Annotated in this window: 17 protein-coding genes; 5 read left to right on the forward strand and 12 right to left on the reverse strand. The window is 67.1% G+C overall.

The annotated features are described in order from the left end of the window. The first annotated feature begins 132 nt into the window (after positions 1-132). Together C7401_RS22055 and C7401_RS22060 are read left to right on the forward strand one after the other, a co-directional pair. The gene (locus tag C7401_RS22055) at positions 133-1,230 is read left to right on the forward strand and encodes a glycosyltransferase family 2 protein (protein WP_112173523.1); all 1,098 of its coding nucleotides are present in this window, start codon (positions 133-135) and stop codon (positions 1,228-1,230) included. Further along, positions 1,230-2,978, forward strand: a complete 1,749-nt coding sequence (locus C7401_RS22060; protein WP_220092836.1) for a DUF6311 domain-containing protein — start codon at positions 1,230-1,232, stop codon at positions 2,976-2,978. Before C7401_RS22055 ends, C7401_RS22060 begins: the two co-directional genes overlap by 1 nt. Positions 2,979-3,087: 109 nt before the next feature. Here C7401_RS22060 and C7401_RS22065 read toward each other — a convergent pair whose 3' ends face one another. From C7401_RS22065 to mdlC, 4 genes are all read right to left on the reverse strand, one after another. After that, a complete protein-coding gene (locus C7401_RS22065; protein WP_112173525.1) occupies positions 3,088-4,485 on the reverse strand; it encodes an MFS transporter in 1,398 nt (465 codons plus the stop codon). A gap of 108 nt (positions 4,486-4,593) precedes the next feature. Further along, positions 4,594-5,517 (reverse strand): ketopantoate reductase family protein, encoded by a 924-nt coding sequence (locus C7401_RS22070; RefSeq protein WP_112173526.1) that lies wholly within the window; start codon positions 5,515-5,517, stop codon positions 4,594-4,596. Positions 5,518-5,526: 9 nt separating this feature from the next. Beyond that, positions 5,527-6,978 carry an aldehyde dehydrogenase gene (locus C7401_RS22075; protein WP_112173527.1) on the reverse strand — a complete coding sequence of 484 codons (1,452 nt, stop codon included), beginning with the start codon at positions 6,976-6,978 and terminating at the stop codon, positions 5,527-5,529. Positions 6,979-7,025: 47 nt separating this feature from the next. After that, complete coding sequence (gene mdlC, locus C7401_RS22080) at positions 7,026-8,651, reverse strand: benzoylformate decarboxylase (RefSeq protein WP_112173528.1); 1,626 nt, start codon at positions 8,649-8,651, stop codon at positions 7,026-7,028. Between the two features lie 107 nt (positions 8,652-8,758). On the opposite strand from mdlC, the gene C7401_RS22085 reads away from it, so the two are divergent. After that, positions 8,759-9,667 (forward strand): LysR family transcriptional regulator, encoded by a 909-nt coding sequence (locus C7401_RS22085; RefSeq protein ID WP_112173529.1) that lies wholly within the window; start codon positions 8,759-8,761, stop codon positions 9,665-9,667. Between the two features lie 24 nt (positions 9,668-9,691). Here C7401_RS22085 and C7401_RS22090 read toward each other — a convergent pair whose 3' ends face one another. The 4 genes from C7401_RS22090 to C7401_RS22105 are packed head-to-tail and all read right to left on the reverse strand — an operon-like array spanning position 9,692 to position 15,695. Further along, on the reverse strand, positions 9,692-11,674 hold the full coding sequence (locus C7401_RS22090; RefSeq protein WP_112173530.1) for a heavy metal translocating P-type ATPase: 1,983 nt from the start codon (positions 11,672-11,674) through the stop codon (positions 9,692-9,694). Further along, positions 11,671-12,705: a protease modulator HflK gene (hflK, locus tag C7401_RS22095; protein ID WP_112173531.1), complete on the reverse strand. Its 1,035-nt coding sequence runs from the start codon at positions 12,703-12,705 to the stop codon at positions 11,671-11,673. Before hflK ends, C7401_RS22090 begins: the two co-directional genes overlap by 4 nt. Next, a complete protein-coding gene (gene hflC / locus C7401_RS22100; RefSeq protein ID WP_112173532.1) occupies positions 12,702-13,769 on the reverse strand; it encodes a protease modulator HflC in 1,068 nt (355 codons plus the stop codon). Before hflC ends, hflK begins: the two co-directional genes overlap by 4 nt. A 39-nt stretch (positions 13,770-13,808) precedes the next feature. Further along, on the reverse strand, positions 13,809-15,695 hold the full coding sequence (locus C7401_RS22105; RefSeq protein WP_258397185.1) for an SPFH domain-containing protein: 1,887 nt from the start codon (positions 15,693-15,695) through the stop codon (positions 13,809-13,811). Between the two features lie 260 nt (positions 15,696-15,955). Here C7401_RS22105 and C7401_RS22110 point away from each other — a divergent pair, with 260 nt between their 5' ends. Further along, positions 15,956-17,368 (forward strand): sensor domain-containing diguanylate cyclase, encoded by a 1,413-nt coding sequence (locus C7401_RS22110; RefSeq protein ID WP_112173533.1) that lies wholly within the window; start codon positions 15,956-15,958, stop codon positions 17,366-17,368. Positions 17,369-17,604: 236 nt separating this feature from the next. After that, entirely contained in the window at positions 17,605-18,930 is a 1,326-nt protein-coding gene (locus tag C7401_RS22115) for an MFS transporter (RefSeq protein ID WP_208949028.1), read from the forward strand. Between the two features lie 21 nt (positions 18,931-18,951). On the opposite strand, the gene C7401_RS22120 is transcribed toward C7401_RS22115, so the two are convergent. The 4 genes from C7401_RS22120 to C7401_RS22135 form a co-directional block, all read right to left on the reverse strand. Then, the gene (locus C7401_RS22120; protein WP_112173535.1) at positions 18,952-19,749 is read right to left on the reverse strand and encodes a sulfite exporter TauE/SafE family protein; all 798 of its coding nucleotides are present in this window, start codon (positions 19,747-19,749) and stop codon (positions 18,952-18,954) included. Positions 19,750-19,903: 154 nt separating this feature from the next. Beyond that, on the reverse strand, positions 19,904-20,458 hold the full coding sequence (locus C7401_RS45965) for an H-NS histone family protein (protein WP_112173536.1): 555 nt from the start codon (positions 20,456-20,458) through the stop codon (positions 19,904-19,906). A 235-nt stretch (positions 20,459-20,693) separates the two neighbouring features. Continuing rightward, positions 20,694-24,176 (reverse strand): ATP-binding protein, encoded by a 3,483-nt coding sequence (locus tag C7401_RS22130; RefSeq protein ID WP_112173537.1) that lies wholly within the window; start codon positions 24,174-24,176, stop codon positions 20,694-20,696. Positions 24,177-24,179: 3 nt separating this feature from the next. Continuing rightward, positions 24,180-25,430: a metallophosphoesterase family protein gene (locus tag C7401_RS22135; protein ID WP_112173538.1), complete on the reverse strand. Its 1,251-nt coding sequence runs from the start codon at positions 25,428-25,430 to the stop codon at positions 24,180-24,182. Positions 25,431-25,672: the final 242 nt, after the last annotated feature.

Consider the following 25,672-nt stretch of genomic DNA (forward strand, 5'->3'; position numbering starts at 1 on the left):
GACGGCCATCACACTTCCCCGCACTTTCAGCCGCTAGACTGTCAAGCCACTTTGGGGAAGCGCCTCACCACGACGGCTCGCTCACATTCCGCACACAACGACCGAGAGCCCAGGAGAATAACCGTGAATTCAATGGCCGCTCGCAAGCTGCTAAGCGTTGTTGCGCCCGTCTACAACGAGGCCGACGCCATCCCCATTTTCCTGCGCGCGCTCGACGCCACGTTCGGCACACTGCCCGACATCGACTGGGAAGTCGTCTTCGTCAACGACGGCAGCGCCGACGCCACGCTTGCCGTGCTCGAACGCGAGGCCGGCATTCGCGGCAATATCGTCATCGTCGACCTCTCCCGCAATTTCGGCAAGGAAGCCGCACTGACCGCCGGCCTCGACTTTGCCAACGGCGACGCCGTCGTGCCGATGGACGTGGATTTGCAGGACCCTCCGGAGTTGATCTCGCAGATGCTGGCGCTCTGGCGCGAAGGCTGGGAAGTCGTCGTCGCCCGGCGTCAGGACCGGTCCGCCGACAGCGCGGCCAAGCGCGTCACCGCGCGCGCTTTCTATCGCCTGATGAGCCGCATTTCCCGTCCCGCGCTCCCGCAGGATGTGGGCGATTTCCGGCTGATGGATCGCAAGGTGGTGGATGCGATTCGCCGCCTGCCGGAAAAGCGGCGCTTCATGAAAGGCCTGTTCGCGTGGGTTGGTTTTCGCACGACAGAGGTGAGCTATGAGCGCCCGGCGCGCGCGGCGGGGCAAACCAAGTTCAATAGCTGGAAATTGTGGAACCTCGCGCTGGAAGGCATCACCAGTTTCAGCACGCTGCCGCTGCGCGTATGGACGTACTTCGGCGCGGCCATTGCTTCGGTCGCGTTCCTTTATGGCGCGATCATCATCGCTCGAACCTTCGTGCGAGGGATCGATGTTCCCGGCTATGCCTCGCTCGTCGTGCTGATTCTCTTCTTTGGCGGCATCCAGCTCGTGACGCTGGGAGTCATTGGCGAATATCTCGGACGGACCTATGAAGAGGCGAAACAACGGCCTGTGTATGTCGTGCGCAATTGCATCCGGTCGGCGGCGGGCGCGGCCAGCGCGGTAGCCGGCATCGCAGCGAACGCGGCTGCCAGCCTGACGGGCCAGCGAGAATCCATCGAACAGATCGACCGGGTGCTGCACGACGAGGCGGCTCTTACGCGGGCCGTAACATTGACACCGCACACCGCGACCCCCGAATAATGCACGTGCTTAACAGGATCGGCATGACGCAAGCAGTAAGAGCAAGATTCGCACACCTGCGCACAGGCGCTGACTGTACCTTTTTAGTGTGGCTCGGGGGAATGACTATCGGCCTCGCCGTCGCCCTCTGGCTCTACGGCTGGCGCATCGCCATGCCAGGCAACGTCGGCTGGCTGCTCCAGGGCGGTGACATTTCCAGCCCCTTCCTCGGCTGGGACATGTTCCGCCGCGACAGCTGGCACTGGCCACCCGGCGCGAACCCCATGCTCGGCGACATGGCGCCCAACAGCATCGTTTTCACTGACTCGGTGCCGCTCGTCGCGCTAGCGTTAAAGCCACTCCATGCCGTCCTTCCTGATCCGTTTCAGTACCAGGGATTTGTGCTTTTCGCCAACTTCATGCTCAACGGCGCATTCGCCGCTCTGCTTGCATGGCGGCTCGGCGCTCGCATGATTCCGGCGCTCGCGATGGCCGCATTCTGCGCCACGGCGTCCATCGTCACTGCGCGCGGCCCAGGTGGCCATGGCCATATAGCTTTGACGGCGCACTGGCTCATACTTGCGGCGCTCACGCTCGCATGGACCGCGCAAGCCATGCCCCCACGTCGCCGCTACTTCGCTTGGGCCCTGCTCGTGGCCGGCACGTCGCTCATACACTTTTATCTGCTCGTCATGGTGCTCGCGCTGTGGGCGGCCGACTGGGTGCTGCGCTGGATCATCCGACCTCTGGAGCGACGCACTCTCCTGCTGCACGCCGTCGCGCTCGGCCTGCTGCTCGCATGCGTGATGTATCTCGCCGGGTACCTCTCGGGAGCGAAGGGTGTCATGCCGGATGCGGGTGGGTTCGGCGGCTTCTCCGCTAATCTGCTGAGCTTCATCGATCCGTCCTCGGGGGCCTGGTTTTTCCATACGAACGACGGCTTGACGTCGATGTCCGTGTTTCTGCGCGATCAGGCAGACTGGAGCGGCGGCCAGTACGAGGGTAACGCCTATATGGGCGCGGGGCTGCTCCTCGTAGTCGTGATCGGTGCTGCGTTCTGGCTGCGCGGCGAACAGCTACGCCCCTCGTCCGAGTCGATCGCGGTAGGTACCGCCGCAGTTCTGCTCGCGCTGCTCGCACTCAGCAACGTCATCACGCTCGGCAGCCACGTGCTCGTGAAAGTCGGTTTGCCTCCGTTCTTCGCGACGCTGGCCGGTGTGGTCCGCGCAAGCGGTCGCTTCATCTGGGTGCTGTTCTATTTGCTGGCATTCTCAGCCATCGCCAGTATCGCGCGTAGCCTGCGGCCATCGCGGGCTGCACTCGTCATGCTTTGCGCGCTGGTGATCCAGTTCGTCGATCTCGCACCGTGGCACGGCTGGCTGCGTCGCGCTACCGACACCCAAGCGGTCATGCCCGACGAAACGCGTGACGCGCGAGTGGATGCGATGATGCGTGGCGCGCGCCGTATGGTGTTCCTGCCCGTCATGGACATTCCGTTCGATTACGTTCCGTTCACGTACGTCGCGGCGCGCCACCACATGAGCGTGAACGCGACCTATACTGCGCGCTCCTCAGGTGAAGCCATCGCTCGCGCCAACGAAGCGGAAACACGCAAGGTGCTCGAAGAACATGTGCCAACGGACGAGGTATTCGTTGTCGGCCCACATCAAGCCGTTTCGGAAAAAGCGTGCGCACGCAGCGACATGAAGTGCCTCACGCTCGATTCCGGCATGGTCGTCATGCGTGCCACCGGCAGCGTGGACCAGTAAGCGGCGGGCTGCGCCGCCCAGCGCAGCTTCGAAAGTTCTGCCGAAGTCCGCGCCACTTCTCCGAGCGAACCGTACACAATGCGCACGCCTACCCGGATCGGCCCTTACATCATCGCTCGCGACGCGCCAGATCCTTCGGGATATGACGCCCCACCACGGCTAGCGCTATCAGCACCACGACCATTGCCGCGCCGAGCATGGCCAGATAGCCGGTCGCGCCGCCCGCGGTAATCACCGCCGCGCCCGCGAACGCGCTCAGGATCGCGCCCACGCGGCCAAACGCGAGCGCCGAGGCCGTGCCCGTGGCGCGCACGCTGGTTGGATAAACGTAAGCGCAAAGCGCGTACATGGTGGACTGCACCGCGTTGACGAAGAGACCGTGCAGGCCAAGCCCCAGGATAAGCCAGCCGGTATGCTGGGCCGCGCCCACGCCGAGCATCATCCACGCGCTCGCGGCGCCGCCCGCGCAGCACAGCAGCAGCGGCACGCGCGACCCGAAACGCGTGATCGCGAGCGCGCACAGCAACGCGCCGATCACACCGCCCAGGTTATAGGCGCTCAGCCCATATCCCGCGAGCGACACGCTCAACCCCTCGCTCGTCAGCATCGCCGGCAACCAGCTAAACGCGCTGTACACGGCGAGCAGGCACATGAAGAACGCGCACCAGATCGCCACCGTGTCACGCGCACGGCCGTCGCGAAAGAGCGCCGTGAAGCCCGCGTGGCGTTCGGCGCTTTGCTCGCGCACGTCGGTGAAGACCGCATCGGGCGCGACCTGGCGCGCCATGCGGCCAAGCAGCCGCACGAGCTCGGGCCAGCGGCGCGGGCGCCGCGCGAGAAAGCGCGGCGACTCGGGCAACGCCACGAGCAGCAGGAACGCAAGCAGCAGCGGCAGCACGCCGCCCACAAAGAACAATGCGCGCCAGCCATACGCAGGCAGCACCTGTGCTGCGAATAGACCCGCCACCATGCCGCCGAGCGGCACGCACACGATCGTCGCCGTCACCGCGAACGTGCGAAACCGCGCGGGCGTGAATTCGGCCGTCATCGTGGTCGAGCTGGGCAGCGCGCCGCCAATGCCCAGGCCAGCGATGAAGCGCAGCGCGGCGATTGTCGCCACGTTCGGCGCGAACCCGATCGCGCAGGTTGCCGAGCCGAACACGAGCACACTGCCGACCACGGCCCAGCGCCGCCCGAAACGATCCGCGAACAGCCCGGCAAACGCACTGCCGATCCCCATGCCGATCAGCCCCGCCGCCACGACCGGCGCGAACGCGTTGCGCGTAATACCCCATTCCTTGATGAGCACGGGAATCGCAAAGCCGATCAACTGGCTGTCGAATCCGTCGACGACGATGGACAAGGCCGCGAGCACCACGGCGATCTTTTGCAGCGTGGCGTAGGGGCCTTCGTCCAGCGTGCGTCCGATATCGACCGTTCCGCCGGCAATGGCCGGGGGCTCATGCGGCGTTGCTCCCGTTGCGGGCGCGGGCGTGGCGTAACTCATCAGGCGTCTCCTTTGCTGCGCTTTGGGCGCGCAGTCATGTGTCCGGAATCGTGTCGCACGGCATGAGCGGCGCAAGCCCGCCATCCATGCCATTGCTTGCTGACTACTTCATTTGGAATCCTTTGCATCGACGAGACGCACGAGTTGCAGCAGCGTCTGCGTATGGGGCACCGCGATGCCCCGCGAGCGCGCGGCTTCCACTACCGCGCCGTTGATCGCCTCGATCTCGGTCGCGCGGCCCGCCATCACGTCCTGGAGCATCGAGGGGCGATGCGCCCGGTGATGCGCGAGCGCATGCCGCACGTTGTCCGCCACATGCGCCGCGTTCACGGCCACGCCATGCGCATGCGCCACCGCCGCGACCTCCGCGACGATCTCCAGTGCGAGCGCTTCGCCGTCCGCTACATTCGTCAGTTCGCCAACCGTGCAGCCCGTCACCGCGCACAAGCTGTTGAGCGCCGCGTTGAACGCGACCTTCTCCCAGATCGCGCCCCAGACGTCAGCGTCGGCCGTGCAGGCAAGACCCGCGTCGTTGAGCGCCGCGACCGTGCGCGAGAGCATCGGCGAGGCCGCGCCGTCCGCGCGCATCAACCGGATCGCGCCCGCGCCATGCGAGCTCACGCGGCCGGGCCCGTGCTTGTCGGCGGGCCACGTCGTCACGCCGATCATCACGCGCGCAGGGTCGGCGAAGCGGGCGAGACGCTCGGCATTGCCCAAGCCGTTCTGTAGCGAAAGCAACGCGGTTTGCGGGCCCAGCGCGCCGCGCGCGGCAGTCAGCGCCGCCTGCGTGTGCATGGTCTTCGTAAAGACGATCAGCAGATCCGCCACCTGCGCCGCCGCCTCGGGACGCAGCGCTTCGAGCTTCGTGACGGTGCGCTCGCCCGCGTCGGTCGTGAGTTGCAGGCCGCCCGCATTGATGGCGCTCAGGTGTGCGTTGTCGACGTCAAGCAGCGTCACGCGGTGGCCCGCTTCGGCCAGCAGGCCGCCGAACAGCGAACCCATCGCACCCGCGCCGAGTATGGCGATATGCATGGCGCGCCCTCAGAACGGATAGTGACGCGGCGCGGTCTGCATGGTGATCCAGCGCAGTTCCGTGAATTCCGCAATGCCCGCTTTGCCGCCAAAGCGCCCGAAGCCGCTCTCCTTCACGCCGCCGAACGGCATTTGCGCTTCGTCGTGCACGGTCGGCCCGTTGATATGGCAGATGCCCGATTCGATGCGCTGCGCGACATGCCACGCGCGCGCGGTATCGCGGCTGAATACCGCCGACGCAAGCCCGTACGCGTTATCGTTCGCGCACGCAATCGCGGCTTCCTCGCCGCGCACGCGCACGATGCCCTTCACCGGCCCGAACGATTCGTCGTGGTAGAGGCGCATTTCGGGGGTGACACGGTCGAGCAGCGTGGCGGGCATGAGCGTGCTGTCGGCCTTGCCGCCGCAGACAAGTTGTGCGCCCTTGGCGAGCGCGTCGTCGATCAGCGCGTTACAGCGTTCAACCGTGCTCATGTCCACCACCGAGCCGAGCACCACCGGCCCTTCGCGCGGGTCGCCGAGCGGCAGCGCGCGCGCCCGCTCGCCGAGCCGCGCGACGAATGCATCGGCAATCCTTTCGTCGACGATGATGCGCTCCGTCGACATGCAGATCTGCCCGGAATTGGCGAACGCGCCGAACGCGGCCGCGTGCGCCGCCGCTTCGATATCGGCGTCGTCGAGCACGACGAGCGGCGCCTTGCCGCCCAGTTCCAGCACCGCGGGCTTGAGATAGCGCGCGCAAGTCCCTGCGATGATGCGGCCCACGCGCGTGGAGCCCGTGAAGTTCACGCGGCGCACTTTGGGGTGCGCGATCATGGCCTCCACCACGCGCGCGGCGTCGGCGGGCGCGTTGGTCACGAAGTTGACGGCGCCGCGCGGCAACCCCGCTTCCTGCATCGCCGCGATGATGAGCCCGTGCGTGGCCGGGCAGATTTCCGAGCCTTTGAGCACGACGGTATTGCCGCACGCGAGCGGCAGCGCGATCGCGCGCACCGCGAGGATCACGGGCGCATTCCACGGCGCGAGGCCGAGCACGACGCCCGCCGGCTGGCGCACGCCCATGGCGAGGCTGCCGGGCACGTCGGAGGGAATCAGCTCGCCACCCATCTGCGTGGTGAGCGCGGCCGCCTCGATCAGCCCCGCCGCCGCGAGATGCACGTTAAAGCCCGCCCAGATGCCCGACGCGCCGGTTTCGGCCGCCATGGCGGCGGCGAACGCGTCCGCTTTCGCTTCGAGCGCGTGCGCCGCCTTCGTCAGCAGCGCGCGGCGCTCGCCCGGCCCCATGGCCGACCACACGGGAAACGCGGCCGCTGCGGCGTCGCAGGCCGCCACGGCGTCTTCCACGGTGGCCGCGCTCGCGCGGCTCGCCACCGTGCCGTCCAGCGGATTGCGGCGTTCGAACGTCGCGCCGTCGCGCGCCTGTACCGCTTCGCCGTCGATCAGCATCGTTACGGTTTGCATGTCCTGTTTCCTCGTTGATTTCTATCGGTTGGTTGCGTGCGCACCGTTCAGGCGACGATCGTTTCGACGAGCATCGGTCCCTGCCCGGCCAGCGCGGCATCAAGCGTATCGCGTAACCGGGCCGCTTCGCTCACTCGCACGCCGGGGCAGCCCATGCCCGCCGCCAGCGCCACGAAATCGAGGCCCGGCAGGTCGGTGCCCTGCACCGGGTCGGTCGGCTTGAAGCCGAACACGGGCGCGAAGTCCCGGAGCGCCGCGTAGCGCGTATTGTTGAGGATGACGAAGGTAATTGGCAGGCCGAGCTGCACCGCACTCCAGATTGCCTGGATCGAATACATGCTGGAGCCGTCGCCGATCAGCGCGATCACGCGCTGGCCGGGCCTCGCGAGCGCCACGCCCACGGCGGCGGGCATGCCGTAGCCCAGGCCGCCGCTGTCCATCGTGAAGAACGTGCCAGGGCGCTCGAACGGCAGATACGTCTGCATCACCGGGCGCGAGCTGGGCGCTTCCTCCACGACCGTCGTGCCCGCGTCGCGCACGGCGGCGAGCGTTTGCAGCGCGTACGCCACCGACATGCGCTCGCCCGGCCCGGCGGGTGCGCTCGCGCGCGGCGGCACGGCGCGCCGCGCGGGCATCGCGCGCTCGATGACGGGCGCGGGTCGCGCCAGCAGATCGAGCACGCCCAGGCGCACGTTGCCGACAGCCGCCATGCCTTCCGGCGTCCAGGCGGCGGTGCCCGGATCGTCGGTCAACTGGCACAGCACCGCGCCCGGCGGCACGTGCGGGCCGTGGCCTTCCACGTGATACGTGAAGGCCGGCGCGCCGATTGCGAACACGAGGTCGTGACCGCCCAGCCGTTCGACGATGCGCTCGCGCATGGCGGGCAGAAAGCCCGCGAACTGAGGATGCTTCTCGGGGAAACTGCAACGGCCCGTCATGGGCGCAACATACACGCGCGCGCGATGGCGCTCGGCGAGCCACACCACGTCGTCCGCCCCACCCGCGCGATCCACCGCGCCGCCCACCACGAAGGCGGGCCGCGCGCAGGCGTCGAGCGCCGCGCCGATGCGCTCCAGCATCGCGGGCTCGGGGCGCGTGGTGTGCGCGAGCGCGCGCTCAGGCACGCGCTCGGCGCGCTGGTCCCAGTCGTCCACGGGAATCGAGACGAACACCGGGCCGCGCGGCTCCTGCATGGCGATCGCATAGGCGCGCGCAATCGCGAGCGGCACGTCCTGCGCGCGCGCCGGTTCGATGCTCCATTTCACATAGGGCCTGGGCAGTTCGGTGGCCTGGGTCGCCGCGAGAAACGGATCGTAGGGCAGGATCGAACGCGCCTGCTGGCCCGCCGTGACGACGAGCGGTGTGCGGTTGCGAAACGCCGTGAAGATGTTGCCCATGGCGTTGCCCACGCCCGCCGCCGAGTGCAGGTTCACGAGCGCGGCGTTGCCCGTGGCCTGCGCGTAGCCATCGGCCATGCCCACCACGACGGCTTCCTGGAGGCCCAGCACGTAGCGGAAGTCGGCGGGAAAGTCGCGGAACATGGGCAGTTCGGTCGAGCCGGGGTTCGCGAAGATCGAGGTCATGCCCACGCGGCGCGCGAAGTCGATGACCGCGTCGCGCACGGTAAAGGCGTCGGGTTGCTGATGTTGATGCTGAGGCGCGCTGCCGGTCATCCAAGGCCTCCTGTCAAAAAAGCGCGTCGTTCAATAGAGGGCCCATTATCACGACGCTACGGGTAACCGAAAATTGCTGAATTGGCTCAAAGGCATTACCTTTAGGCATGACTTACAACCTCCAGCAACTCCACGCGTTCGCCACGATCGTCTCCGCGGGCAGTCTCGGGCGCGCCGCCGAAACGCTGCACGTGACGCAGCCGGCGCTCTCGCGCGCGATCCGCCGCCTGGAGGAACAGGTGGGCGCGCCCCTCTTCGAGCGCCATTCGCGCGGCATGCACCTCACCGCCGTGGGCGAGGCGCTCCTGCCGCACGCCATCCTGCTCCAGCGCGAAGCCGAGCAGGCGCGCGAGGAAATCGACGCCATGCGCGGCCTCGCGCGCGGCACGATCCGCGTGGGGGCCGTGGGCAGCATCGCGAGCCTCGTGCTGCCGCTCGCGGTGAGCGGCGTGCTGCGCCGCTGGCCGGGGCTGCGCGTCGAGATTCTCGAAGGCGTGTGGGACCGGCTCGCCGACGCGCTCGTCAAACGCGAGATCGACCTCGCGCTCAGCATGGCCGTGCCCGACACCGACGAAATCGCGGCCATTGGCGATTGCCGCTGGGAAGATTGCAGCTATGTGGTGGCGGCGCACGATCATCCGCTGCGCACGAAGCCGAACCTCACACTCGCGGATACGCTGAACGCGCAATGGGCGATTCCGCCGCGCGGCACGGCGCCGTTCGAGCACATGGAGCAGGCCTTCGCGGCGCAAGGGCTGGGCCTGCCGAACGTGGTGGTGCAAACGCGCTCGATCACGGCGCTCAAGAGCCTCGTGGCGCGCGCGGGCTTCCTGAGCTGGATGGCCTCGACGATGTATCTCACCGAGAGCCGGGCGGGCGTGTTCGATACGCTCGACATGCCGGGCGTCGAAGGGCGCCGCACGCTCACCGCGTTTCGCCGGCGGCACGGCATCCTGCCGAGTCCGGCGGCGAAGCTGCTGGAGCAGTTGCGCGCATTGACGTCGGCGCCGCAGTAACGCGGCGTTGCGCACCGGCGGGCGTCACTTCTCGCGCAGCAGACGCCCCGCGTTCGCGATCACGACGAATGTGCCCACGTTGTGCAGCACGGCGCTCGCCACGGCGCTGAGCACACCCAGCGCCGCAAGCGTGATGACCGCCACGGTCCAGGCGAGACCGATCGCGGCGTTCGTCGTGGCGATGCGCCGGCAGCGCCGCCCAAGGCGCACGCTGTCCGGCACGCGGCGCAGGTCGTCGGCGAGCAGCACGATATCGGCCGAGGCCACGGCGATGTCGATGCCGCGCTCGCCCATCGCCACGCTCGTCGAGCCCGCCTTGATCGCGAGCACGTCGTTGAGGCCGTCGCCGACCACGAGCGGATGATGTCCCGCCTCGATCTCGCGCAGCACGTAGTCGAGCTTGTCGTGCGGCAGCGCATGCGCCACCACCGTGTCGATGCCGACCTCGGCGGCCACGCGCCGCGCCACGCGCTCGCGGTCGCCTGTGAGCAGCGTCGCGCGTTCGATGCCGAGGGCGCGCAGTGCATCGAGCGCTTCGCGGGCCTCCGCGCGCACCGTGTCGGCAAAGCCGAACCATGCGAGCAGGCGGCCGTTGAGCGCAAGGCCCACGCATGGGCCGTCCAGCTCCGCAGGCATGGGCGGCAGCATGCTCACGTACTGTTCGAGCAGATCGAAGCGGCCCAGCACGGCCTCGCCCTCGGGCATGGGCGCAAGCACGCCGAGGCCGCGCAGTTCCCGCGCGTGCGTGGGTGGTTCGCTTTTCGGTTCGCTGTGTTGCCCGCCCGGCGACAAATCGGCCACTGCATGACGTTCGAGCGCGCGGCACACCGGGTGGGCGCTCACTTGCGCGAGCCGCGCAGCCAGCGCGAGGGCCTCGCCCTCCCCCACGCCCGGCTGCAACGCCACCTTCGTCACGCGCAATTCGCCATGCGTGAGCGTGCCCGTCTTGTCGATGACGAGCGTATCGATCTCGGCAAGTGTGTCGAGAAACACGGCATTCCTGAATAAAATGCCGCGCCGCGCACCCGCCGCGATGCCCGCAATCGCCGTGGAGGGCGCGGCCAGCACCAGCGCGCACGGACATGCCGCGACGATCACGGCGAGCATGGCCGAAGCGTTCGCGCTCACGAACCACACGATCGCGGCGATCAGCAGCACGAGCGCGAGATACGCGTCCATGTAGCGCTCCAGCGCCTGCGTAATGGGCGGCTTGGCGGCCTCGGCGCGCTGCATCAGTTCGACCACCTTGCCGAGCGTCGAGGCCTCGCCGACCTCGGTGATCTCCACGCGCAGCGGGCCGTCCAGATTCATCGCGCCGCCGAACACGCGCGCGCCCTCGCCCGCGTCCTGCGGCAACGATTCGCCCGTGATCGCGCTATTGTCGATGGCCGAGCGTCCGTGCCGCACCACGCCGTCCGCTGGCACGCGCGCGCCGGGCAGCACATCCACCACGTCGCCCGCGCGCAGCGCTTCGTAGGGCACGGTTTCGATCGCGCCCGCCGCACTCACGCGCCGCACCTCGCCGGTAGTCAGGCGGCCCAGCGCGCGAATGGCTTCCTGCGAGCCGAGCACGCTGCGCTCTTCGAGTGCGTGACCGAAAGTCATGACGATGGGCAGGAGCGCGGCGGTCGTCATGTCGCCCACGGCCCACGCGCCGAGCATGGCGAGCGCGATCAGGCGGTCGGTCACGCCGTGCAGGCTCGGCGTCTTGAGGCTGCGCCACGCACCCGCGAACACCGGCGGCGCGACCACGAGCGAGGCCGCCGCCGCGAGCAGTTGCGCGAGCGTGGCGTTGCCGGACGCCATGTGCGGCCACGCAAGCGAGAGCAGCAGCAAGCCGCCCGCGAGAAGCGCCAGCAGCGTGTCGCGCGTGATCGCGCGGCGCTCCGCGTCCGACATGGCGAGCGCCGCGCCCGGCTGTGACGCAGGGCGCTCATGCGTGTGAGCGGGTTCGCGCACGAGGCCGGGCGCGTCCTCTCTCGCCGGTGTTTCGAGTGGCGTCGTCATGGCGCGCGCCCCGGCAATACGAGGCTCGACGCGTCGTTCGGATCGAGCGTCGTCACGCGCGCCGCGCGGGCGAGCACCGCCTGCACACGGTCGCGATACGCGCGCGCGAGCAGGCCGGGGTCGTGGTTCGCGCCGAGCGCCGCTTCGAGCTGCACGATCGTGGATGTCTCGGACTGCGCCGTCGCCACCCGCTCGGCCGCGTTGGCTTCGGCATCCTGCACGATGCGATCGGCGCTTTGCTGCGCGTGCTGGCGCGTTTTCTCGGCGAGGGTGCGCGCCTGCGCCACGTCGCGCTCGGCGTTCTGTAGCGAGGTGAGTACCGCGTTGAAAGCATCGACGGCCGAAGCGGGAAACGATGTCTCCAGGTCCACGCGCGCGACTTCGATGCCGAGGCTCGCATGCGCGGCGGCAAGCGCATCGAGATGCCGCTGGATCGCGCTCGCGAGATCGCCGCGCAATTGCTCGCGGCGCGCGGCCATCTGCTGGTCGGCGGCCACGAGTTCCGGGCGCGCGACGAGGATCGAATCGAGGTCGCGCCGCGAGGCCGTCTCCACGACCGCCGCCGAGACGACACGCTCGATCGCGGCGTCCAGATGTTCGAGCTGCAACGCGTACGCATAGGGGTCGCTCACGCGGTAGAACAGCGTCGCGCTCAACTGCACGACGCCGTTGTCTCCCGTGAGCACATAGCCGGAGCCCGCCAGCGCGTCGCTCGCTTCGCTCAGTTGCGTGCCCGCTTGCGGGTCGCGTGCGAGCGAAACGATGCGCCGTTCGAGCACGCGCTCGCTGCCCGGCACGAGCTGCACGGTTTCGAACGGCCGAGGCCACGCCACGAGCAGACCCGCGCCCTGGCTGCGCACGTAGGCGCCAAAGCGCATCACGACGGCGCTGCTGTCCGCCGGAATGCGGCGCACGTTCGAAGTGGCCCACGCGAGCGCGGCGAGCACCGCCAGCACCGCGACGAACCAGAACGACAGCCGCACCGCCTGCGCGCCGGGGCCGAGCACAGGGAACGCTTCGCGCGTGCTCATCGCGTGTGCCCGCGAGCGTGAGAAATCGTGGCGGGCGCAACCACCGCGCCGGTCGCCGGCGCCGCGGCGCCAAGCCCCGGCGGCCCCTGCACGAGCGCGCGGAATGGCGCGGCGTCGGTGCGCAGGATCAGGTTCGTGTTGGCGTTGACGACGGTGCCGAGCGTGTCGAGCGAGCGCAGCATCGTGTAGAGCTGCGGGTCGGCGGCGTAGCTCTTGCCGTAGATGGCCGCCGCGTCCTTGCGCGATTGCGCCTCGATGTCGGCGGCTTTCACGTTGGCGTCGGCGATCAGCACGCGCGCGTCGCGATCGGCGTCCGAGCGGATCTGCGCGGCTTCGCGCAGGCCATCCGCCGTGCGCTGCGCGGCCACGGTCTCGCGCTCGGCGCGCATGCGATCGACGGTCGCCGCGAGCGTCACGGCGGGCAGCGTGAGGCGCTCCAGTCCGACCTGCACGACATGCACGCCATATGCCGCGTACACCTGGGCGTCGATCTGGCGGCGCAACGCCTCTTCGAATGCGCCGATGCGCACTTGCGAAGCATCGGTGTTGACGAGCGAGGCCAGATCGAAGCCCGCCGAGGTGGTCTGCAACGCGGAGCCGACGAGCGAGCGGATCTGGCGCGCGGCCTCGTCGGGCTCGTTGCGCACCGCGCGCACGAAGCGGCCGATGTCGGCGGCATTGGCGGGCACACGCCACGCCACGTAGGCCTGCGCGATGATGCGCAGGCCATCGCGCGTGCCGACGTCCTGCAAGCCGCTCGACGTGGTGTGCAGGCGCAGGTCCACGGGCACGGCCGCCTCGATGGGCGCGGGCAGCCGCCATGCGAGGCCGGGCCGCAACAGCACGCGCACCGGGTCGCCGAAGCGGGTGACGACGGTGGCCTCGCCCTCGCGCACCTGCACGACGCTCGCCACGATGAGCGCGACGAGCACGCAGAACAGCGCGAACGCCGCGCGCAGCGCAAAACGCCGGGGATTCACGGGCCCCGATGCGCCCGAGCCCTCGTGGGCGTGGCCGTGATGAGGATGAGAGTGCGCATCGCCGTGCGTATGCAGAAAGCTCACGTTCGGATCACCTTGCTCTATATAGATAGGGCTGCTGCGTTACCACGCCTGCTTGATGCCTGCCGCCGTGACCGGGCTCAACGCGCGCAGATCGATGGTCGCGCGGTTCCCGCTCGCGAGCCGGTCGTCGATCACCGTCACGCTCGCGTCCTTCAGGCCTTTTTGCAGGCTGTGCAGGTAATACTCAAAGCCGAATGCCGGGCCGCCAAGCTGCTGCGCGATCACATCGGCATCGAAACCGATCTGCTGCACGCGCGCGGCGGCCAGCGTGTCCGCCGCGTTCGCGCTGCCTTGTGCGACCGTCCCGATCGCCTGCTGCCGCGCCTGCCCGAGCGCGGCCGCCGCGAAGCCGCGCGCCTGCACCACGCTCGCCTGGGCGCGGATCTGCGCGGCCTGCACGCCGTGATACGCCGCGGCCGCGCCCGCGGGCGGATGCACGCTCTCGATCACGACCGCCACCACCTCCACGCCGCTCGCGAGCCTGTCCAGCTCGTGCTGCACTGCGGCGCGCAATTCGCCGGCCATCGCCGTTTGCGGCGTGTCGAGCAGCGCTTGCAGCGTGCGGGAGGCGAGATAGCGCACGACTTCGCGGTTCGCGATCGAGCGCACGGTGGCGTCCATGTCGACGGCGCGGTAAAGCGAGGCGCGCGCGGCCGCGTCCGAGAGGCCCACGCGGTAATCGAGCCGCACGTCCGCGCTGACGATCTGGAACGCCTGCTGCTCGCCGCTCGTGCCCGCGATCACCTGCGTCGTCTCCCAGGGATGCTGCACGTCCCACAGGCGGTTCAGTTGCGAGGGCGTCTCGCCATCGGCGGAAACCGGCGGCGCGGCGCGACTGTTGTCGTTCGCGCTACCCGAGACGATCAGTTGACGGATGGCGCCGTTGTCGATCACGCGCGCGCGGCCGAAGGGCCAAGGCAGGCCGACGTGCAGCCCCGGCTGCCACACGGCAACGGGCGCGCCGAAGCGCTCGTACACGGCGCGCTGATCCGGGCCGAGAATCGCAACGCCGCCCAACAGCCAGCCTGCCGCCACCATCGCCACCAGCGCGGCGGGCAGGAGCCGCACGACGCTTTGCAGCGCCCAGTTCTGCCGCAAGTCGATGCCGTAGCGCATGCGCAATTGCGCATTGAGCGCGGCAAGCGGGTGGGGCTGCCATCGCAAGGCGCAAGCGATGGCGCTGCGCAGGCGCCAGGCCTCAGCGGGCGGGGCCAGCGTCGCGAGCGCGGCGCGCGCGCCGAGTTCCAGCGCGATCGCACCGGTAAGCACGGCCAGCGCACGCACGAGCCACGTAAGCGATTCGCCCGTGTACGCCAGCGCCGCCGCGCACGCCGTCATGCTCAACGCGGCGGCGAGCACGACGCGCAACAGCCCCGCAAGCGTGGCAGCGGCGTGCGACTCCCCTACGCGCTGCGCATGGAAGCGCTCGGCTACCAGCGCAGCGAAAGCGATGAGCAACGCGCCGGCGCCCGCAACGAGCAAAGGCGCGGCCCCGCGTTGCGCAACGGGTAACGCATACGCGGGGCGCATCCACGCATAGACGTTGAGCGCGAACGAAACGAGCGCGGCAAGCGGCGCGACCCACCCTTGCCACGGAAGCGAAAGCAGCAGGCCGCGCATTTCCGCGACTTGCGAATCGCGCCGCAGGGCGAGGCGCGCGACGTGCAGCAAGGTTCGGGTGACAGGCTCGCCGCGAGGCGCGCGCGAAGCCGGCAAGCGCGTGCCGAAAACGGCGATGAAAAGATTGAGGCACGCGCTCGACAGCACGGCGCACGCGCGCGCATCGAGCGGCAGATCCGGCACGAGAGCGAGCACGCCGAGCACGACGCCCAGCGCCAGCGCGACCCAGCCAAGCCGCGCCTCGCCCGCGCGACCGGAGAGCCAGCCATCGGCTTCGCGGCGCTCACGCGATACGCGATGCATCATCAGTGATCCTTACATCCGAATTACATGAGGCAAGTCCGCACGACGCATTCACCAGTTTCACCAATCGGGCGAGACCCAAATGTGCGCGCCCAATGTAGCGCGCTCGAATACGAAACTCAATATTAGCGGGCTCGTGCATCCGTGCCCCACTAATGACCAATTCGGCGCACAATGAGCTGCGGCCCGGCTGCCGAACGTATCGCGCGCCGGCTCCATGCCAGATGGTTTCCCGACCGAACCCCACACACGCAACGACCCAAATGGATGGCTTGCTGATCGGACCGGCAACACGCAGGCAGGCGATCTTCGCCAGCGTCTGCGCATTCGCGATCCTGCTCACGCTCGCGCTCGCCGCGCCCCGCGCGCGCGACACGCTGCCCGCCATCGGACCGTTCATGCCGATGTGCGCGCTCACGGTCTTCACCACCTCCGGCATCGCGGCGTTTCTGCTCGGCGCGCGCTTCGCGGCCACGCGCGTGGCCATGCTCGCCGCGCTCGGCGGCGCGTATGCGTTCACGGCCATCGCCGTCGCGCTGCAACTGCTGATGTTTCCGGGCGTGTTCGCCCGTGCCGGGCTGCTCGGCGCGCTCCCGCATAGCGCTGCATGGATGTGGGTGTTCTGGCACGGCGGCTTTCCGCTGTTCGTGATCGTGGCCGAGCTCGTGCGCAAGCGCCTGCCCGGACCCGCGTTCACGCGCGAGCGCCTCGACGCGCGCGGCTGGCTGCTGATCGCGGCGCCCGCCGCGATCGCCGCCCTGCTTGGCGTGCTCGTCACCCACGTCGATCTCGCTTCGCCGTTTCATGACGTTGAGGCTGTGCCCGCGCTTGCGCCGGGGGCGGCGATCGCGAGCAACACTGCGGGTCTCGTGATCTGCGCGCTCAATGTCATTGCCATCGCACTCGTGCTGCTCAAAGGGCGGCTGCGTCTCGTGCTCGATTTGTGGATCGTGGTGGCGTTGCTGGCCTCGCTCGTCGATACCTCGCTCAACACGCTCAGCATCGAGCGCTTCACGCTGGGCTGGTATGTCGCGCGCGTATTCAGCATGTTTGCGCCGGGCGTGCTCGTGTGCGTGCTGGTTTGGGAAGTGACGGCGCTCTATCGCCAGCTTGCCGAAGAACATGCCTCGCTGATCCGCGCCGCCGCACGCGACGCGCTCACGCGCGTCTATAACCGCAGCTATTTCGACGAGCAGTTCCGCGCGGCCTTCGATCGCGCGACACGCAGCGGCCAGCCGCTCTCGCTCATCATGATCGACGTCGATCACTTCAAGCACTACAACGACGCCTTCGGTCACCTGCACGGCGACGCGTGCCTCGGCGCCGTCGCCGGCGCGCTTGCCAATACCCTTGCGGACACCCACGCGGGCGGCCCGCGCCCGTCCTCCGGATTTGTCGCGCGCTACGGCGGCGAAGAATTCGCGCTGGTGCTGCCGGACACCGGCGCCGAGGAGGCCGCCGCGCTTGCGGAGCGCGCACGCCAGGCCGTCGAGCAGCTCGGCATGCCCTCGCCCGCCTCAGGCGGCCTCGTTACCGTAAGCGCGGGATGCGCCACGCGCGATGCGGTCGTGGCCACTTCTCCCAACGCGCTAATCGAAGCCGCCGACGCCGCGCTCTACGCCGCCAAGCACGCGGGACGCAACCGCGTGAGCCACGCGGGCGCGAGCGTGGTTTGACGCGCTCCCCGAACGCTCGCCTGAAGCATGCGTCGTTTGGGTTTCAACCAGGTGCCTCCATGTCGCCGCATCAATAAGCTGCGTGCTATGGCATGCGTTGCCAAGGCATCGATGCATGCACACCTTGTTCCCCACATGCTTTCAAAATGTAATGAGGCCTCGGGATGTCCATTGAAAAATCGGCGGAGATTGCCGCCCGCTTCGACCGGCTACCGCCGTCACGCACCGTCTGGTCCATGGTGATTCTGCTTTCGCTCGGCGGCGTATTCGAGTTCTACGATCTGTTCTTTACCGGCTATGTCGCGCCAGGCATGGTGCATTCCGGCCTCTTCACGCCGGAATCGCTCGGCTTCTTTTCGGCGCTCGGGCCGCTCAAGGTGGCCGGTTTCGGCACCTTCGTGTTTTCGACGTTCGCCGGGCTCTGGGTGGGCGCGCTCGCGTTCGGCCAGGTCGCCGACCGCTTCGGACGCCGCATCATTTTCACCTGGTCGCTGATCTGGTACATCGTCTGCACGGCCATCATGGCGTTTCAGACCTCCGGCCAGGCGCTCAATATCTGGCGCTTTATCGCGGGCATCGGCATTGGCATCGAACTCGTGACCATCGATACCTATATTTCCGAGCTGATCCCGAGCCTGGAGCGCGGCCGCGCCTATGCGGTGAACCAGTTCATCACGTTCAGCGTCGTGCCCGTGGTCGCGTTTCTCGCCTTCATCCTCAAGGACACGCACCCGATCGGCCTCGACTACTGGCGCGTGGTGATCCTGATCGGCTCGGTGGGCGCGGTAGTGGTGTGGTTCCTGCGCCGCCACATTCCCGAAAGCCCGCGCTGGCTCGCGCGCAACGGGCGCGTGGAAGAAGCCGAGCGGATCGTGGCCGATATCGAGCGCCGCGTGGCCGCCGAAAAAGGCGTGGCGTTGCCGCCGCCCGGTCCGATCGCGCTCGAAAAAGCCGGGCGCGGCTCGCTTGGCGAAGTGCTGCGGCCGCCTTATTTGCGGCGCACGGTGATTCTCTCGATCTTCAACATGGCGCAGGTGATCGGCTTTTACGGCTTCGCAGCATGGGTGCCCACACTGCTCATCGCGCGTGGCGTGCATATCACGCAAAGCCTTGCCTACGCATTCGTGATCGCGATCGCCAATCCGTTCGGGCCGCTGCTTGGCGTCTGGTTTGCCGACAAGTTCGAGCGCAAGACGCAAATCGTCGGCGGCCTGCTGGTCATGGCCGTGGTCATCACGCTATTCGCACAGGCGACGCAGCCGTGGGTGCTCATCGTGCTCGGCGTGTTTTTCACGCTCGCTTCGAACGTGATGTCGTATGCCTATCACGGCTATCAGGCCGAGCTTTATCCCACGCGCATCCGGGCGCGCGCGGTGGGCTTCGTGTATTCGTGGAGCCGCATCGCGGCCGCGTTCGCGGGGCTCGCGATCGGCATCCTGCTGCATCATTACGGTGTGCCAGGCGTGGCGGTGTTCATCGGCGCTTCGATGCTCGTAGGCATCGTGATGATTCTGCTCGGCCCCGTCACGCGCGGCCTCTCGCTCGAAGCGATCAGCCATTGAATGCCGCGTGGTTCGCCGCCGTTAGAACAGCACGTGCGACTTGACGATCATTTGCGCGGCGGCGGCGAGCACGCACACCAGCACGATCATGCGAAACGCGAGCGGATGCAGCCGGTCGCGCAACGGACGAATGATCAGCATGCCCGCGATGGCGGGCAGGCTGGCCGCCGCCGAAACGGCGAGATCCGAGAGATTCGCGTGTGCGCCGTGACTGAAGGTCGTGATGAGCGTGATGACCGACACCACGAGAATGATCGCAATCTGCTTGGTGAACGTGCGCCCCGTCGCGCCCGATGCGATCAGGTACATGGCGAGCAGCGGCCCCGGCACGGCGGCAATGCTTTCCATGAGCGCGGCCCCGAAGCCGAGCGCGAAACCCACCGGCTTGACGAGCGCGGGCGCGAGCGTGAAGCGCGGCGAAACGAGCAGCAGCACCGCCGCGACGATCAACGCCACGCCCGAAGCCGCCTGGGCGTGATGCGGTTCCAGCGCGATCAGCACCGATACCCCGAGCACATTGCCAATGACCGTGCCGATTAACGGCGCGGCGATATTGCGCAAGGTCGGCAGCATTTCGCCGCCTTCGAGCGCCTGCGGAATATTGCCGAGAATGATCGGCATCGACAGCAGAAGCACCGCTTCCTTGACCGGCAGAAAATGCGTGACGATCGGCATGGCCACGAGCGGCACGCCAATTCCGGTCACGCCCTTCACCATGCCGCCCAGCACGAGCGCAAGCGCGATGCCGACGAGTTCAGGCACGCTGAGCGATTGAAGGTGGGGCACGAGAAGGCCGGAGGCCAGGGAAAAGCCGGACATCGGGTATGGAATGAGTAATCGGGTAAGGGAGTGGGCGTATTTTCGCGCCGCACATGTGAAAGTGGCCGCGGGCGTTAAAACGCCGGCGCGGCCACCTGCTCGCTAGTGATTCTCGCTTAATCGCGAGCGGCTAACTGCTAACGATCTGCTAACTTCAGGCAGCTGCTGCCGAAGCGCCTTGCGCCGCTTTTGCAGCGGGCTTGCGGCCCGCCGTTTTACGCGCCGCCTTTTTAGCGGGAGCGGCCTTTTTCGCCGGTGCGGCCTTGGCGCGTTTGGCCGTTGCCGCGCGCTTCGTTGCGGTCTTTTTCGCCGCCGCCGACGTGCCCGAAGCGGCGCGCGTTTTTTTGGCCGGCTTCGCTGCGCCATTTGCCGTGCTATTTGCCGCACTGCCGTCGATCAGGAATTTCGAGCGGTCTTTCACGTCGCGAATCCACAGCGGGGCGCGGCCGCGGCCCGTCCACGTCGCACCGGTTTTCGGATCGGCGTATTTTGCCGCGACCGCGCGCTTCGTTGCCGTTTTGGCGCTCGCGCCCGGCTTGCGGCCGCGTTTCTTGCCGACGAAACGTTCGATATCGGCGAGATTCAGGCCGTGTTTGGCCATCAGTTCGCGAATTCTCGCGAGTCCGACCGAAGCCTGCTTTTCGACGATCGTTTCAGCCTGCTTTTGCAGTTTTGCAATCTTCAATTGAATTGCATCCAGGGTGACCATGTACACCTCCTTATTCACGATATTTTACGGACACCCTTCAGACTTCATTGGCAGATCGAAATACGATCTCGGCCTGCCGGGGCGTCACGAAGGACAGGGTGATTATGATGTCAAATCACACACACTGGCAATTTTAAACACATGAATTGTGCTGCAAAACACGTTTTCTGATCAGACTATTGATTGTGGCGCAAACACCGCGTTTGTGAATTCTGTTTGCGCAACTTTCACGCCGCTACGCCACGGCCCGCGCGCGTTGCAATTCGACGACATTGACCCGTGCGCCGAATACCTCGCGAATCAGCGGCAAAAGATGATCGTGGTGCGTGAGAAACAACACCTGGGTTTTCGCGGAAAGATTCCGTAATGCCTCGAAACCGGCTTTTGCGCGCTCGTCGTCGAAATTGATGAACAGGTCGTCGGCGACGAACGGCAACGCCGCCTTGCTTTGCAGCTGCAATTCCAGTGCCGCGATACGCAGGGCAAGAAAAAGCTGGTCGCGCGTGCCTTCGCTCATGCCATTCACTTCCACGCTTTTACCGTTGCCGCGGCGCGCGTGCAGCGCGGGCGGATTGCGTTCCGTGTCCACGACGAGGCGCGCGAATTCGCCCAGTGTGAGACCGCTGAATATTTCTCCCGCGCGGCGCAGCATCGGCCCTTGTTTCTGGTCGCGATAACGGTCCGTTGCCCATTTGAGCAGCCGGCTCGCCGTCGCGGCTTCGAGATATTGCTCCGCGGCTTCGCCCATTGCGCTCAGCGCTTCCTGGCGTTTCGCTTCCGCGAGTGCGGCGTTGGCCTGGCCGTTGATCGCATCGAATGCCTGGGCGGCCGTCACCTGTTGTTGCAGGCGCTCGCTCAATATCCGGCCGCGCGTTTCGAGTTCCTGCTTGACCGTTTCCAGCAGCGCCGGCACTTCGGCAATCGGCTGCTCCGCGATTTCCGCCGCGATGGCTTCCTGCGCAAGGCCATCCCCCTCGCGCACCAGCATGTCTCGCGCCGCCTCGATTGCGTTTGACAGCGCACGGCGTGCGTCCGAGCGCTGTGCGAGCGGCAGGGCCGCGTCGATTTCGTCCACACCGGCCAGATTCAGGATCGGCTCGATGCGCGCCTGCGCGCCCGCCACGGCTGCGGCGGCGTCGGCTACGCGCGTGCGCGCGACCTGCACGTCGGCCTCGGCCTGAGCGAGCGATTTCGCCGTCTCGCGCGCCGACGCAAGGCGCGATGCGAGCCGTCGCGCCAGCTCGATTCCGTCGCTTTTCCCGCGATTTGACGCGAGCCAGTCGGGCGCGAGCGCCTCGGTCAGCCGCCGCGCGTCGGCGTCGAGAGTTTGCAATTGTGTGCGGATCGCGCGAATGCGATGGCGGGGTGCTTCGGTGTCCGAAATCGCGGCCGCAACGCCATTGGCAAGCTCGACAGCGCCTTCGGCGGCCGCGAGCGTCGCGGCCCGTGCGCCGAGATTGGCTTGCACGAGCGCTTCGCGCCACTGCGTTTGCCACTTTTCGTAGGTATCCTGCACAGTCGCGAGGCGGGATTGCGCGGCTGCGTCGGCCCGCTCGGCGTCGCGCAACTGCGTTTGCAGACCTTCGCGCTGCACGGCGCTCTTTTGCGCCGACTGCACGAAGGCTTCGGCCGCGCCGATCAAGCTCGCCAATGCATCGCCTTCTTTGACGTCCGACACCACGCGCAGCGCATCGAGCAGCGCCGCGTGCGCCGCCGCGCGCGAGGCCCGGCGCGCTTCGAGGTCGCTCGCGCGCCGGTCGCATTCGCTTTGCGCGGCGAGCGCGGCTTCGCGATTCGCAAGCCAGGCGGCCATGTCAGCAAGAGGCATGCCCGGCAATTGCGCGCCGTCGGCAATCTGCTTCCACGCTGCGTGAAAAGCGTCGAGCTCGCGCTCGCGTTCGCCCGTGGCGGCGCGCTTGCGTAGACCGTTCTCGCGCGCCGCTTCGAGCTGCTGACGCAGCGTCTGCAATCTGGCCGCCGCCTGCGAGGTGCCGAGCTGCGCGTCGATCAGTTCGTCGGCCAAACGAATGGCATCGTCGACCGCCGGCGCACCTTCTGCGAGATGAATGCGCGCCTGCTTGACGTCATCCCACGCGCTGTCGCGACGCGTGCGCGCCGCTTGCACTTCGGCGCTCGTGACGACCTTGTTGCCCTGCGTAAAATGCTTTTCTTCCAGGTCGAGGCGGCCGATCTCATCCGACGCTTGCGCCGCCGCTTCTTTCGCGGCAGCCAATGCGCCCATGCGCTCGTTCTCCTCCTTTTGAAGCGCGGCAAGCCGCGTGACGGAAGGCAGATCGAGCGCGCGCAGCGCCTCTACCGGCTTGCGCCACTGTCCGAGTTGTTCGAGCTTCTCGCCGAGCGCGCGTTGCGCATCCTTGAATTCGCGTTCGAGTGCGCTTTCCTGAATTGCGCTGTTGCGAAACTCGCGCGCGATGTCGAGCGCGGCCTGCAACGCATACGGCACGTCGATGCCAGGCAGGCGCGCCAGTTCGTCCCGCAATTGCGCCAGTTTGCGCGCGAGTTCGTCATGCGCTTCGCGTGCGGTCGCGAGCGCCTGTTCGCGCACGCCATGCTCGCGCAAGAGATTCGTCACCGTCTTTAGCGCGAGTGCGCCGGGCAGCGCGGCGCGCAGTCCCGCTTCGTCGGTTGGCCAGTCGAGCTGCGCGGCGGCGTCGAACGCGGCGTCGAGATGGCCCTGTATTTCAGTTTCGCGCACGACCAGTTCGCGAGGATGATTCACGCATACGCCGCGCAAATCATCGAGCGCGTCGATTTCCGCTGCGAGTGACAGGGCCGCGCGATCGGGTTCGATCGCATCGCGCGCCGCTTCCTTGCCTGCGAGATCCGCCTGCCGCGCTTCCTGCACCTTGCGCTCGGCGGCGATGTCGGCTTGCGCCTTGAGCAGGTCGGCATACGCCGTTGGCGGCAAATCGATCACGTCGCCCAACTCGGCCAGCGCATTCTGTTTGAGCAAAAGTTCGCCGAGATACGGCGCGAGCCGTCGCACGCGCTCCAGTCTGGAGCGCTGCGATTCGAGGCCGCGTTGTTCGGTCCGCAGGCTTTCGATGGCCTGTTCGATCGTTTCCAGCGCTTCCTTCTTTTCGACCCAATCGCGCGTGCGCACCTGCGCGGCCCTCAGTTCGCCCGTTGCCTCCGTGAACTGCGTTTCCGACTGTGCATACGCACTGCCACTGCGTCGTGGCGCCCAGAGTTCGGTCGCACGATTTTCCAGTTCTTCGCGCACGGGGCCGAGGCTCCCTACGCCAGCGGCCGATTCGAACAGCACCTGACCGAGTTTGTCCGAGGCGTCGAGAATGCTGCGGCCGCCTTCCACGAGCCGCGCGTGATCGAGGCCGAACATCTGTTCGAAAAATTCCTTGCTCGCGCCGTCGAGAAACGCGGCGAGAAAATCGTCGGGTAGTTTGTCGTCTTGCGGCGTGCGCAGCGAATTGCGGCCGCGCGCGCGATGAAACCGCTGCTCGCTCGCGCCGTTCTCCAGCGCGCCGCCTATGCGCAGTTCCGGCGTGTTGTGGAGAAAGTCGAGCGGCGTTTGCAGGCGCATGCCGAACAAAAGTTCCGACACAGCGGTACGCACCGTGGATTTGCCTGCTTCGTTCGGCCCCACGATGACGTGGAAATCGTGTGCCGCGTGCGGGAACGGCAAGGTCGTATCGGTGAACTTGCCGTATTTGATCAAATCGAGTTGCTTCACACGCATGGCTTATTCCCCCGTGGAAAGGCGCGCGAGCAGCGCAGGACCCACCTGCTCCACCAGCGCGGCGAGTTTGCCGTCGCGGGCCAGTTCGAGCAGCGGCGCGTCTTCCTTGACTTCGCTGCGCACCTTGCCGACGAAGGGCCGCAGATCGCGTTCGAGCAGCGCAAGAAATTCAGGGTCTTGCGCGGCCGCTTCGAGAATCTGCTTGAGATCCGCGAGCGCTTCGAGTTGCTCATTTTGCGAGGCGGCCGTATCCGCCTCGCTGGTTTCGAGCCTGACCTTTTCCAGCCACAGTTTTTCGTTGCCGATGATGCCGATCTGGTTGAGCACCTCCGCGCGCAATTGCGTGGCACGCCCGAAGAAAAGACCGTGGGCCGGCGACTTGCCGGTCACCGTCACGCGCACGGCGCGCGGCACATGAGGATCGACGTCCAGCAGCGCTTCAAGCGATGCACCGATCTTACGCGCCAGATCGGCAATGCTCAGACAGTCGCTTGCATCGACGTGTACCGACTCCCAACGCAGCACGTCGAGATAAAGGCGCTCGACTTCGGTGCGGCCGCCCTCGACGGTCACGAGCACCGCCCCGCGGCGGCCCGTCTCCCGGATGTGCCGGCCCTGCAAATTGCCGGGAAATACGATGGTCGATTGTTCCGTCCACTGCTGGAACTCGTGCACGTGGCCCAGCGCCCAGTAGTCGTAGCCCTTCGCGTTCAACTCTGCGCGCGTGCACGGCGCGTAGCTCGCATGTGCGGCATAGCCTTCGAGCGCGGTATGCAGCACGCCAATGTTGTAGTGCCCGGAAACCGGCGCCGGATAGCTCACGGCGAGATTATCGACCACGGCCTTGTCCTTGAAACTCTGGCCGTGCAGCGCGACTTTAAATTCGTCCAGCCGATGCGTTTCGGGCTTGCGATGATTGAACACGACCACGTTGTCGGGCAGCGTGAGTTTCTTCGTCATTTCGCTTTCCGCGTCGTGGTTGCCCCACAGCGCGAAAACGCGAATGCCGGCCTTGCGCAGGCGCCCCATTTGCTGGCCGAAATAAATGCCGGTGTTGTGGTCTTTCCAGTCGCCGTCGTAAAGATCGCCTGCAATGATGACGAAGGCCACCTCTTCTTCGATCGCGCGATCGACAAGCAGGCGCAAGGCCTCGCGCGTGGCGTTGCGCAACTGCGCGGCGGGCGCGTCGGGGTAGGCGCTCAGTCCGTGTAGCGGGCTGTCGAGGTGGATGTCTGCCGCGTGGATGAACTTCACGACGAGTCCTCTTTTGTATTTCGTGGCGCTGATTGGAAAAAAGGGCGATGCCCGCTGAATTGTGCAAGCAGGCGCGCATTGCGGCCCAATTTTAATCGACATGCACGGTCGTGCTTTGACATGCGCACTTGCGGCACAGTAGAATTATTTCATCGACTGCTGAATATTGGCGGCAGCCCCACGGCGCGGCGACGCGCTTTCACCCGCAGTACGCCTCATTCCCGCACGCATCACGGCAAGAC

The sequence above is a fragment of the Paraburkholderia unamae genome (assembly GCF_003268775.1).
Lineage (GTDB): Bacteria > Pseudomonadota > Gammaproteobacteria > Burkholderiales > Burkholderiaceae > Paraburkholderia > Paraburkholderia unamae.